This window comes from Mycobacterium hackensackense, from assembly GCF_025822555.1.
GTDB classification, from domain to species: domain Bacteria; phylum Actinomycetota; class Actinomycetes; order Mycobacteriales; family Mycobacteriaceae; genus Mycobacterium; species Mycobacterium fluoranthenivorans.
This window is the reverse complement of sequence record NZ_JACKUC010000030.1, coordinates 1,341,210-1,353,662: the sequence shown is the minus strand read 5'-3', so window position 1 is coordinate 1,353,662 and position 12,453 is coordinate 1,341,210. Positions and strand designations below refer to the sequence as shown.

General features: G+C 68.5%; 6 protein-coding genes. 4 read left to right on the top strand and 2 right to left on the bottom strand.

All coding sequences use genetic code 11. The annotated features are described in order from the left end of the window. Nucleotides 1-175 precede the first annotated feature (175 nt). Nucleotides 176-1,861 carry a DUF7159 family protein gene (locus H7J86_RS15910; RefSeq protein WP_267292014.1) on the top strand — a complete coding sequence of 562 codons (1,686 nt, stop codon included), beginning with the start codon at nucleotides 176-178 and terminating at the stop codon, nucleotides 1,859-1,861. On the opposite strand, the gene H7J86_RS15905 is transcribed toward H7J86_RS15910, so the two are convergent. Further along, entirely contained in the window at nucleotides 1,858-3,348 is a 1,491-nt protein-coding gene (locus H7J86_RS15905; RefSeq protein WP_235633012.1) for a GMC oxidoreductase, read from the bottom strand. The two genes, H7J86_RS15910 and H7J86_RS15905, sit on opposite strands and share 4 nt — an antisense overlap. Before the next feature lie 241 nt (nucleotides 3,349-3,589). On the opposite strand from H7J86_RS15905, the gene H7J86_RS15900 reads away from it, so the two are divergent. From H7J86_RS15900 to H7J86_RS15890, 3 genes are all read left to right on the top strand, one after another. Next, a complete protein-coding gene (locus H7J86_RS15900; protein WP_372517277.1) occupies nucleotides 3,590-4,777 on the top strand; it encodes an alkane 1-monooxygenase in 1,188 nt (395 codons plus the stop codon). A gap of 75 nt (nucleotides 4,778-4,852) precedes the next feature. After that, entirely contained in the window at nucleotides 4,853-8,095 is a 3,243-nt protein-coding gene (locus tag H7J86_RS15895) for an arabinosyltransferase domain-containing protein (RefSeq protein ID WP_267292010.1), read from the top strand. Continuing rightward, the gene (locus H7J86_RS15890; RefSeq protein ID WP_267292008.1) at nucleotides 8,092-11,286 is read left to right on the top strand and encodes an arabinosyltransferase domain-containing protein; all 3,195 of its coding nucleotides are present in this window, start codon (nucleotides 8,092-8,094) and stop codon (nucleotides 11,284-11,286) included. Before H7J86_RS15895 ends, H7J86_RS15890 begins: the two co-directional genes overlap by 4 nt. On the opposite strand, the gene H7J86_RS15885 is transcribed toward H7J86_RS15890, so the two are convergent. Beyond that, nucleotides 11,276-12,418, bottom strand: coding sequence for an ankyrin repeat domain-containing protein (locus tag H7J86_RS15885; RefSeq protein ID WP_267292006.1), 1,143 nt, complete (start codon nucleotides 12,416-12,418; stop codon nucleotides 11,276-11,278). The genes H7J86_RS15890 and H7J86_RS15885 overlap by 11 nt on opposite strands. Between the last annotated feature and the right edge of the window lie 35 nt (nucleotides 12,419-12,453).

Genomic DNA, 12,453 nt, shown 5'->3' with positions numbered 1-12,453 from the left:
GCAGTCTTCTTATCTCGCCTTAAGCAGTCAGTAAGGAAACTGCCGCACTCCGCTATGCCCGCTATCGTGGAGTGAGGACCGCACTTCTGGTGCGTCGGTTGATTGCTGACAACGTTTGCTGACAACGAAGTCACGCACCCCGCTTACGGACACATGAGACAGGGAATCAGTGGTAATGGACGTCGTGCTTGGAATAGCGCTGACGGTCGACAGCGTTCGGTTGGTTCTGGTCGAGGGATCCGGCGGCGGCGATCTCATCGATCAGGACATTTTTGATGTCGATCGCAGTGGCGGAGTCGAAAGTGCCACTGTCACAGAACATATCGTCAACGCGGTGCTCGGAACCTACGGCGTCGCCGCCGCCAACGGGCACCACGTCGAACGAATCGCCGTCACGTGGACCGACGGCGCCGCCGAGGACGCCGATTTGCTGATCGAGGCACTCGGCGAGGTCGGGCTGCCGAATGTCGTTGCCATCACAGGGTGTGACGCCGCCGAGACCTTCGTCGAGCAGATGGCCTCGGCAGCCGGTGAGAGCTGCGCGGCCGCGTGCCTGATCGAAGGCACCCAGGCACCGGTGGCCTATATCGCCGTCATGCACGCCGCCGGCGGTGTGCGCCGCATGCGTAGTCGTGTGGTGGATGCCGCTGATCACCGCCAATTGGCGTTGTCGGTGCGCGGCGCCTGCGCCGAGTGCGCCGCCGAGGCCGACGAGGTCGCGGTATACGCCGCCGGCTCCGCCGGTGTGCTCACCGGAATGCTTGCCGGAGAACTCAATTCGACGCTGTCCACCCAGGTGACCATCCCGCAGAACGCGGCGTTGGCGTTTGCCCGCGGCGCCGCCCTGACCAATGCCGGCGCGCATCGCCGATTGCATGTCGTCGGCACCCGGTCCGCGATGGCCGCAGGTGGCGGGTCCGGCATCGGTCTGCCGGCGCCCGCCCTGTTCGTGCCACGCACCGCCAAGCTGATGGCCATCCCCGGTGTCGGCACCGCCCCCGCGCCCGTCTCGGCACCGGCCGTCGCCGTGACCACCCCCGACCACAGCCGCCAGCTGCGGATGCTGACCGCCGTCGTCGGCGGCGGCGTACTGGCGTTCGTCGCGGCGGTGTCGATGTATGTCGGCAGCCAGCTGCGCACCGGCGACGAGCAGACCGCCGAAGCCAAGCCCCGCCCCGCCAACGTGGCTCCGGCCGCCGCGGAGACGCCGGCTCCGCAGGCCGCCCCGACGCCCGACGCCGCCGCAGCACCGGCTGCCCCACCGCCGCCGGCCGCTCCGCAGCTGCCCCCGGCACCTGCCGCACCGGCGGTCCCGGCCGCGGTGACGGTCATCGCCCCGCCCGCGGCGCCCGCACCCGCCGTCCCGCCCAATCCGCTGCAGCTGCTTGCCGCAGTGGCCGGCCCCCAACTCGCCGCCCTGAACCAGGGCCTGCACGGCGGAGCGATGCCCGGCAGTACCGCACCCGGCGCCAACCCGTTGAGTGCGTTGGCGCCCGGCGCCCTCCCGCCCAATCCGGCGGCGGGCGACCCGGCCCTCAACAACGCCGCCTTCCAGGTGGCCCAGGCCGTCGTCCCGCCGGCGCTGGACCGCGCCGATCAGCCGGTGAACCTGCCGGCCGTGCCGCCGGTCACCGACAAGCCGATCAATCTGCCGCCGCTGCGCGACATCATCGACGGTGTGCGTCCGGACCGGCAGAACGAGGATGCCCATTTCGGGGTGAACGTGCCCAAGCCGGACAGCCCGTACTACCAGCCGCCGGGCGCGAGCGCAGCGACGGGGGAAACACCTGTCGAGGCGGCACCTCCGCCCGCCGAGGCACCGCTACCCGCCGAAGCCGGTGCGGCGCCGCCCAGTCCTTAGTGGCGGCCGGCCAGGATCCCCTCGATGTTGCGCTCGGCCAGTGCGGTGATCGACATGTACGGGTTACAGCCGATATAGCCCGGAATCAGTGACGCGTCGTTGACGAACAGATTGTCATAGCCGTTGACCCGGCCGAACGCGTCGGTGGCCTTGCCCCGCACACACCCACCCAGCGGGTGAACGGTGTTGGAGGCGAAGGCTTCTCCTGAAAAAAGGTCGTCGCGATAGTCGACTCCGTTGGCCGCGGTGAGCTTGTCGAACACGATCTTGGCCCGCTCGATCAGATGGTCGGTGTGACTTTGGGGCCAGTCGATCCGAATGGAATCCGACGCCTTGTCGAAGGTGATGTCGGAGCGATCGCCGGTCTTGACCATCACGTAGTACCCCAGCGCGTGCGTCTCGATGGGCAGCGGCAGCGAGAACATGCTGGCGTAGACCGGGTTCACCGGGTCGTCGCGGCCGTCGAGATTGATCATGCCCAGCAGGGACTGTTTGGTGCCCGCCGGATCGCTGTCCTTGAGGTTGTGCGCGAGCATCAGATCCCCGTTGTTGCCGTAGCCGCGGCCGACCTCGTCGGACAGGTCCGACAGCGTGCCGGTATCGCGGGCGCGGAGCAGAAGCTGGTTGGTGCCCAGCACACCGGCGGCGAGATAGAGCTGGTCACAACCGAATTCGTCGCGGGACTGTTCGGCGCCCCACCGGTCTATGCGCCGGGTGGACACCACGTACTCACCGGAGCGCTCCCGCCGAATCCCGGTGACCTCGGTCAGCGGTTGCAACGTCACCTTGCCGGTCTTGACCGCCGCGGCGATATACGTCTGGTCGACACTGCCGTCGCGGCCGTAGTTGTTGCCGAACTGGCACTCCCAGTCCAGGGCGGAAAGCGGCACCTCACCGTTGGCCTCACGCATCATGTAGTCGAACGAATACGCGCTGCCGTTGTAGTCCACCTTGTATCCGGCGGTCTGGGCGTACGCGCGGCCCACCCTGGCGTACTGGAAGTACGGGGTCTGCTCGAACCAGTCCATGTTCCGGTAGCTGATCCGCAGCGCCGTCCTGGCACGGTCCATATAGGTGCCGAGGAATTCCGTGGGATCGATATCGGGGAAGGCCGCCCGCACCTGGTCCGGGGTCGGGATCGCCGCGATGGCGGCGTTCACCATCGAGCCACCGCCCACCCCGACGCCGTGGAACACGTGGTGGGCACCGTGGGTGACCTTCTCGCAAATCCCGGCCTGCTTGGGCTGGGAGGACGGGTTGTGGGCGGCGACGGCGTCGATGGAAACTCCCCGGAACGACGTCACGATGCTGGGCGGGACGTCGGAGAACCAACCCGCACGGGTGTCGGCGGGGAGCATCTTGGTGAACCGCTTACCGTCCGCGTCGGGGGTGTCCCACAACCTGCCCCGCTCCAGGACGAGGGTCTCCACACCGGCCTGGCCCAGGCGCAGGGCACTCACTCCGCCGCCGTAACCACTGCCGATCACGATGGCGGGGTAATGCCGGCGCGAGTCCGGACGATGTTCCGTCCGAGAGAGGAGATAGGCACCCGCGCCCACGCCGCCGAGCGCGATCCCTGTGGCGGCGCCCAGAAATTTACGCCTTGTCAACTTATCTTGCGGTAGTGTCACACATACCCTCTCAGCAAATACTTCCCTGGCCGTCGTTCGCGTTTGCGTTCCGCCGAGTTCCAGGTTAAATAGTCACCACAGCAAAGAACTCGAATCAATGGCAAGGAATAACGTGGCAGATCAAGAGGGCCTCCGCACGCCGGCCTGGCGTGACGCGAAGCGATACCTCTGGTTGCTCGGTGCCATTGTGCCCGGCCTGGTTCCTTTCGCGTGGCTACTAGTCCATGTGACCGGCCAGGAGGTGTTCTGGTGGGTCGGTCCGCTCATGGCCTTCATCATCATCCCTGTCGTCGATCACCTGGTCGGAAGCGATAATTCCCGTGCGTCCGAAAAGACCCTGGAGTGGCTCGAGGACGATGCCTTCTACCGCTGGGTGACCTACCTCTACCTACCCAACCAGTACCTGTCGCTGGTGTTCGCATGTTGGCTGTGGAGCGGCGGCGGCTGGGTCACCATGCACACGCTGGACAAAGTCGGGTTGATGGTGACCGTCGGCATCGTGGGCGGGATCTCGATCAACGCCGCACATGAGCTTGGTCACCGTCGGGCGACCGCTGAGCGGCGCCTCAGCAAGATCGCGCTGGCGCAGACCGGCTACGGACATTTCTTCGTCGAACACAACCGGGGCCATCACGTCCGGGTCGCGACGGTCGAGGACCCCGCCAGCGCCCGCCTCGGCGAGCCCCTGGTTCACTTCATCCCCCGCTCGGTCCTGGGCGGCGTGTGCTCGGCCTGGCGTCTGGAGGGCGAACGGCTGGCCCGGGCCGGCACACCGAAATGGTCCCTGCGCTGGATCCTCAAGAACGAGGTACTCAACGCCTGGCTAATGACCCTCGCCCTGTTCCTCGGGCTGAGTGTGTGGTTCGGCATCGTCATCGCGCCCTGGCTGATCGGTCAGGCCATCATCGGGGTGTGCCTGCTGGAGTCGGTGAACTATCTGGAGCACTACGGGCTGCGCCGCCAGCGGCTGGCCAGTGGCCGGTACGAGCGGGTGGGGCCCCAGCACTCCTGGAACAGCGACACGCTGATCGCCAATGTGTTCCTGTTCCACCTGCAGCGCCATTCCGACCATCACACCAATCCGCAGCGCCGGTATCAGACCCTGCGGCCTGCCGACCAAGCACCGCAGTTGCCGTACGGCTACGGCACCATGCTGGTGCTGGCCTGGTTCACGCCGCTGTGGCGCCGGACCATGGACCACCGGGTGCTCGCCCACTACGGCGGCGACGCCGCCCTGGCGGCGCTCGGTCCCGCCCGATCCCGTTCCGCCGCGCAGCGCGCATAGGCGCGGACAAAACTTGGGACACCGCCGCGGGTCGGCGGGCAGCGCCCATAGCTACGTCGCATACTCTTGAGCCTCGTGCCCGCCAGGACTACCCGACTCGTCGCCATCATCGCGGGCATCGTCGGCCTGCTGCTGTGTGCCTTGACCCCGCTCCTCCCGGTCAAGCAGACCACCGCCACCATCATCTGGCCCCAGGCCCCCACCGCAGACGGATTCGTCGGGGACCTGACGGCGCCGCTGGTCTCCGGTGCCCCGCTGGCCCTCGATGTCTCGATCCCGTGCCAGGCGGTGGCCACCCTTCCGGCCTCCGGCGGTCTGGTGTTCGCCACCATCCCGCCCGGGGGTATCGACGCCACCCGTAACGGCCTGTTCGCCCGCGCCACCGCCGACACCGTCTTCGTGGCCTTCCGCGATACCGTCACCGCGGTCGCGCCGCGCGCCGCCGTCAGCGCGGGCGCCTGCAGCACGCTGCACATCTGGGCCAACACCGGCGGCGTCGGCGCAGATTTCGTCGGGATCCCCGGCGCGGCGGGTACCGCGGCGATCGAGAAGAAGCCACAGGTTGCCGGGATCTTCACCGATCTCAAGGTGGCCCCGCAGCAGGGGTTGGGCGCCCGGGTGGACATCGACACCCGGTTCATCTCCACACCGACGGCACTCAAAGCCGCGGTCATGGGGCTCGGCGTGCTGAGCGTGCTGATCTCGATCGTGATGCTCGCCGTCCTGGACCGCGGCGCCACCCACCGGATCCGGCACGTGTGGCGACGGTTCTGGCGGGTCGGTTGGGCCACCTGGGCCGCCGATGCCGCCGTGCTCGGCGGACTGTTGGTGTGGCACGTCATCGGCGCCATCTCCTCCGATGACGGTTACAACCTGACGATGGCCCGGGTGTCCGGTGACGCCGGCTACGTCGCCAACTACTACCGCTATTTCGGCACCTCGGAGGCCCCGTTCGACTGGTACCAGTCGGTGCTCAGCCATTTCGCCGCCCTCAGCACCGCCGGCGTGTGGATGCGGCTGCCCGCACTCCTGGCCGGCATCGGGACGTGGATCCTGCTGTCGCGCTGGCTCATTCCCCGGTTGGGCCGCCGGCTGGCCACCAATCGCATCGCGGTCTGGACGGCGGCTGCGGTATTCCTGGCCGCCTGGTTCCCGTTCAACAACGGTCTGCGCCCCGAACCGCTGATCGCCTTCGGCGTCCTGGCGGTGTGGGCACTCGTCGAACTCACCATCGGCACCCGCCGGCTGTGGCCCGCGGCGCTCGCCGTCGTGCTCGCGGTGTTCACCGTGACGCTGGCCCCGCAGGGCATCCTGGCGCTGGCCCCCCTGCTGGTCGGTGGGCGGGTCATCGTCACGGTGCTGCGGGACCGGCGCGCGGTGCTGCCCGCGCTGGCCGCGTTCGCGGCCGCGGCGTCGCTGCTGGCGGTGATCGTGTTCCGGAGCCAGACCCTGGCGAGTGTCGCCGAAGCGGTGCGGATCAAGTACACCGTCGGCCCGACCATCTCCTGGTACCAGGAATTCCTGCGCTACTACTTCCTCACCGTGGAGGACAGCACCGACGGCTCCCTGACGCGGCGGTTCTCGGTCCTGGTGTTGATGCTGTGCCTGTTCGGCATGATCGCGGTGCTGCTGCGCAAGGGTCGGATCCCCGGTCTGGCGGGCGGGCCGATGTGGCGGTTGATCGGGATATGCGCGGTGGGCCTGCTGCTGCTGACCTTCACACCGACCAAGTGGGCCGTGCAGTTCGGTGCGTTCGCCGGGATCTCCGGCGCGTTCGGTGCGGTGACCGCCTTCACGTTCGCGCGGGTGGGTCTGCACAGCCGCCGGAACCTCGCCCTGTACGTCACCGCGCTGCTGTTCGTGTTGGCGTGGGCGACCTCCGGTATCAACGGCTGGTTCTACACCGGCAACTACGGGGTGCCCTGGTTCGACCGCCAGCCGGTGCTGGCCGGCCAGCCGGTCACCACCATGTTCCTGGCGTTGGCGATCATCACCGGGGTGTTGGCCGGCTGGCTGCACTTCCGCATCGACTACGCCGGGCACACCGAGGTGGCCGACACCCGGCGCAACCGCGTGCTCGCGTCGACCCCGCTGCTGGTGGTCGCCATCATCATGGTGGTGCTCGAAGTCGGTTCCATGGCAAAGGGATTCGTACAGCGCTACCCGGCGTACACCAACGCCAAGGCGAACGTGTCGGCGCTGACCTCCGGGCTGTCGAGCGCCAGTTGCGGGATGGCCGACGAGGTCCTGGTCGAGGCAGACCCCAATGCCGGTATGCTGCAACCGGTTCCGGGCCAGACCTACGGCAAGTACGGACCACTCGGCGGTGAGAACCCGGTCGGGTTCACCCCCACCGGCATCAGCGACACCCTCGAGCCGCCCAAACCGGTGGTGGCCAACCCGGGCACCGTGAACTCCGACGGATCCCCCAACAAGCCCAATGTCGGGATCGCGTACGCGGCCGGCACCGGCGGCGGCTACGGCCCGGTCGGGGTGAACGGCTCGAATGTGTTCCTGCCGTTCGGGCTCGATCCCGCCCGCACCCCGGTGATGGGCAGCTACAAGGAGAACTCCACCGCCGCCAAGGCCACCTCGGCCTGGTACCAGCTGCCGCCACGCACCGCGGACCGCCCGCTGGTGACCGTCGCCGCCGCCGGCGCCATCTGGTACTACGACGAGGAAGGCGACTTCCACTACGGGCAGTCGCTGAAGCTGCAGTGGGGTGTGCACCGTCCCGACGGCAGCTACCAGGCCCTCGATGCGGTCCAGCCCATCGACGTGTTCGCCCAGTACGCATGGCGCAACCTGCGTTTCCCGTTGGCGTGGGCGCCGCCGGAGGCCAACGTCGCCCGCCTGGTGGCCGACGACCCGAACCTGTCCGACGACCAGTGGTTCGGTTTCACCCCACCGCGGGTGCCGCAACTGCAGACCGCCCAACAGTTCCTCGGCTCGCAGACGCCGGTGATGCTGGACATCGCCACCGCCGCGAACTTCCCGTGCCAGCGGCCGTTCTCCGAACACCTCGGCGTCGCCGAGCTTCCGCAGTACCGCATCCTGCCCAACGTCAAACAAGTGGTGGTGTCGTCGAACATGTGGCAGTCCGCCCAGAAGGGTGGCCCCTTCCTGTTCATCCAGGCGTTGTTGCGCACGTCGACCATCCCGACGTACCTGAACAACGACTGGTACCGCGACTGGGGCTCACTGGAACGCTACGACCCGGTGGTGCCGCCGGCCCAGGCGCCGGTGGCCGCCATCGACCAGGGCACCCAGCGGGTGTTCGGCTGGAGTAGGTCCGGGCCGATCAGGGCGCTGCCATGACCGGGGCCGTGAGCGACCTGAAAGACGACGTGAAGCTGACCCGATGGATCGCGATGATCGCCGGCCTCATCGGTTTCCTGTGTGCGGTGGCCACACCGCTGCTGCCGGTGGTGCAGACCACGGCGACGCTGAACTGGCCGCAGGCTGGCCAGCTGAACAGCGTCACCGCGCCGCTGATCACCCAGACACCGGTGCACATGACCGCGACCGTGCCGTGCGAGGTCATCAGGTCGGTGCCGCCGGCCGGGGCCCTGGTCTTCGGCACGGCCCCCAAGTCGGGTAAGCAGGCCGCGCTCAACGCCTTGTTCGTCAACGTCACCGGCTCGCGTGTCGACATCACCGACCGCAACGTGGTGATCGCGAGTGTGCCGCGCGCCAAAGCCGAGGCGTGTCAGCGCATCGAGATCACCTCCTCGGCGGAAGGGACGTTCGCGACGTTCGTGGGGTTGCCCGGCAGCGACGGCAAGGATCTGCGCAGCGGGTTCGCCGACCCGAATCTGCGCCCCGGCATCGTCGGGGTGTTCACCGAACTGACCGGTCCTGCACCGCAAGGTCTTTCGCTGTCGGCGACGATCGACACCCGGTTCACCACCAAACCCACCGCCCTCAAGCTCGCCGCGATCGTGCTCGGCATCGTGGCCACCGTGGTGGCGCTGTTCGCCTTGTGGCGCCTGGATCAGCTCGACGGCCGGCGGATGCAGCGGATCATCCCGACCCGCTGGCGCACCGCGACCCCGGTCGACGGTGTCGTGGTCGGTGGGTTCCTGCTGTGGCACGTGATCGGCGCCAACTCCTCCGACGACGGCTACATCCTGCAGATGGCCCGTGTCGCCGACCATGCCGGCTACATGTCGAACTACTTCCGCTGGTTCGGCAGCCCGGAGGATCCGTTCGGCTGGTTCTACAACCTGCTCGCCCTGATGACCCACGTCAGCGATGCCAGCATCTGGATGCGGCTGCCGGACCTGGTGTGCGCGCTGGTGTGCTGGTTACTGCTCTCGCGTGAGGTGCTGCCCCGGCTGGGGCCCGCCGTCATCGCGAGCCGGCCCGCGCTGTGGGCGGCGGGTTTCGTGCTGATGGGCGCGTGGATGCCGTTCAACAACGGGCTGCGCCCGGAGGGCCAGATCGCGACCGGCGCGCTGATCACCTATGTGCTCATCGAACGGGCCATCATCTCGGGCCGGCTCACTCCAGCGGCCATGGCGATCATCTCCGCGGCGTTCACCCTGGGTATCCAGCCGACCGGACTGATCGCCGTGGCGGCCCTGCTGGCCGGTGGCCGGCCGGTGCTGCGCATCCTGGTGCAGCGCCGCCGCCGGGTCGGGCTGTGGCCGCTGATCCTGCCGCTGCTGGCCGCGGGCACCGTGATCCTGTGCGTGGTGTTCGCCGACCAGACGCTGGCAACGGTGCTGGAGGCCACCAGGATTCGGACCGCGATCGGGCCGAGCCAGGAGTGGTACACCGAGAACCTGCGCTACTACTACCTGATCCTGCCCACCGTGGACGGTTCGGTGTCACGCCGGTTCGGCTTCATGATCACCGCGTTGAGCCTGTTCGCGTCGATGTTCATCATGTTGCGCCGCAAGCGGATTCCCGGCGTGGCCCGCGGCCCGGTGTGGCGGCTGATGGGCATCATCTTCGCGACGGTGTTCTGCCTGATGTTCACCCCCACCAAGTGGGTGCACCACTTCGGCCTGTTCGCCGCCGTGGGCGCGGCCATGGCCGCGGTGGTGACGGTGCTCGCCTCGCGCGCGGTGCTGCGTTCGGCGCGGAACCGGATGGCGTTCACCGCTGCCGTGTTGTTCGTGCTGGCGCTGTGCTTCGCCACCACCAACGGCTGGTGGTACGTGTCGAGCTACGGGGTGCCGTTCAACAACGACAAGCCCCAGATCGGCGGAATCACCGTCAGCGCAATCTTCTTCGCGCTGTTCGTGATCACCGCGGTGTGGGCGTTCCTGTTGCATTTGGCGCCCCGCGACCGCGGCGAGAGCAGGGTGATCCGCCTGCTCACGGCGGCGCCCGTGCCGATCGCGGCCGGATTCATGGTCACGGTGTTCGTGGCGTCGATGCTGTTCGGCGTGGTGCGCCAGCACGGCACCTACACGAACGCGTCGTCGAATATCGAAGCGCTCGCCGGCGGATGCGGGCTGGCCGACAACGTGTTGGTCGAGCCGGATCCCAACGAGGGATTCCTGACGGCACTGCCGGGTGATTACGGTCCGCTCGGCCCGCTGGGCGGCGTCAAGCCGGTCGGCTTCACCCCTAACGGCGTCCCGGATCACATTGTCGCCGAAGCGATCCGGCTGACCCTACCGATGCCAGGCACCGACTACGACTGGGATGCGCCGGTCAAGCTGAAGACCCCGGGGATCAACGGCTCGACCGTGCCACTGCCCTACGGTCTGGACCCGGCCAAGGTGCCGCTGGCCGGAAGCTTCGTCGAGGGCCCGGCCCAGCAGGAGGCCCGGCTGGCCTCGGCGTGGTACCAGCTGCCGCCGCCGGACGCCGGACATCCGCTGGTGGTGGTGACCGCCGCAGGCACCATCACCGGCAACAGCATCTTCAACGGCCTCACCCAGGGCCAGCCGGTCGAACTCGAGTACGGCCGCCCCGGTCCCGACGGTGCTCCCGTGCCCGCCGGGCGCGTGGTGCCCTACGACATCGGCCCGCTGCCCTCGTGGCGCAACCTGCGCTATGACCGCAGCCGGATCCCGGCCGACGCGACGTTCGTTCGCGTGGTGGCCGAGGACAAGTCGCTGTCCCAGGGTGATTGGGTCGCCATCACCCCGCCGCGGGTGCCGCAGGTCAAGACGATCCAGGAGTACCTCGGGTCTGCGCAACCGGTGCTGATGGACTGGGCGGTCGGCCTGGCCTTCCCGTGCCAGCAGCCGATGCTGCACGCCAACGGCGTCACCGATGTGCCCAAGTACCGCATCACCCCGGACTACAACGCCAAGATGAAGGACACCGACACCTGGCAGGACGGCATCAACGGCGGCCTGCTGGGGATCAGTGACCTGCTGCTGCGGGCACACCTGATGGCGACGTACCTGAACAAGGACTGGGGCCGGGACTGGGGTTCGCTGCGCAAGTTCGAGACCATCGTCGATGCCGCGCCCGCCGAGATCGACCTGGGCACGGCGACGCACTCGGGGCTGTACTCGCCGGGGCAGATCCGGATCAAGCCGTAGCACCGCGCAGCAGGTCGGCGGCCTCGGTCTGATAGGCGTATTCGGCCCAGCCCAGCGGTGTCGCACCGAATCTCAGGTCGGTGATGGTGGGGTCGGCGCCTGCCGCGAGTAGCCGTGCGATCAGCTCGAGGTTGCCGGCCCACGCCGCGTGGTGCAGCGGCGTGGCGCCCTCGTCATCGCGCAGGTTCGGGTCGGCGGGGAAGCTCACCTGGTGCAGTCGGGCGGTCGAGATGTCGACACCGTGGTGGCCGAGTAGCGCCAGGCGGTCGGCGAATCCGTGCTCGGCCGCCCAGTCCACCTGCCTGCGCCACATCTGGTCGCGGGTTTCCATGGCCGCACCGAGCCGGCGTTCCCACGGGCTCGGGGGCGCGTCGGCCAGGCCATGGGCGAACAGTAGGCGCAGGTGCGCGTCGTCGGCGCCGAACATCCGGTTGTACAGGGTCTGTTGATCCGCCGGGTGCGCCCCGCGCTGCAGTAACACGGTGGCCAGTTCCTCGGCGTGGGGGTGTCGAGGCTGCCGGCGCGTCCCCTGCTCGCCCTCCCCGAACACTCCGGTGAGCACCGTGAACGGGGTGGCCATCCCGCGCCACAGATAACCGTCGTCGGGATCCGCTCCGGCGTCGAGCAGGATCAGCGCAGCCGAGACGGAGTCACCGGGCACCCGGCTGTAGGCCAGGTACATCAGCGGCGACCAGCCGTAGGGTCCGCCCTTGGCGGTGGGCTGGGTGGTGCGCAGGTGGTAGCGCAGTGCGTCTGGGTCGGCGGCCGCGGCGGCGGCCCAGATGTGGTTGCGCACCAACTCCGGTCGCGCGGCCAGCAGATCCGCCGCGGCCCGCCACCGGGGCGGGGCGTCGTCGGCGTCGTACCGCAACGACGCCAACGCGCAGAACCGGTCCGGCGGCGCGAGCGCGTCCTCGTCGACGGCGCCGGGGTCGACGCTCAGCCCGGCCGCGACCTTCAGATACCGCACCAATGCCGGCCAGCCGGCGAAGCCGTAACCACGGGCCACCGTCAACTGGGCTTCGTGCAGGGCGTAGTGCTCACGACCGGAAGCGATCTCGGCCCGCTGTAGCTCCCGGGCCTCTCGTTTGAGCCGATCCAGGGACGGATTGTCGGGCAGTGTGCTGGCCATGACGGCCTCCTCTCGCAAGCCCGGTGTCCGCGAAG

Excerpts from the sequence above, each read along its gene's own strand:
- H7J86_RS15910 (WP_267292014.1), top strand. The coding sequence starts at position 176 with ATGGACGTCGTGCTTGGAATAGCGCTGACGGTCGACAGCGTTCGGTTG.
- H7J86_RS15900 (WP_372517277.1), top strand. The coding sequence starts at position 3,590 with ATGGCAAGGAATAACGTGGCAGATCAAGAGGGCCTCCGCACGCCGGCC.
- H7J86_RS15890 (WP_267292008.1), top strand. The coding sequence starts at position 8,092 with ATGACCGGGGCCGTGAGCGACCTGAAAGACGACGTGAAGCTGACCCGA.
- H7J86_RS15885 (WP_267292006.1), bottom strand. The coding sequence starts at position 12,418 with ATGGCCAGCACACTGCCCGACAATCCGTCCCTGGATCGGCTCAAACGA.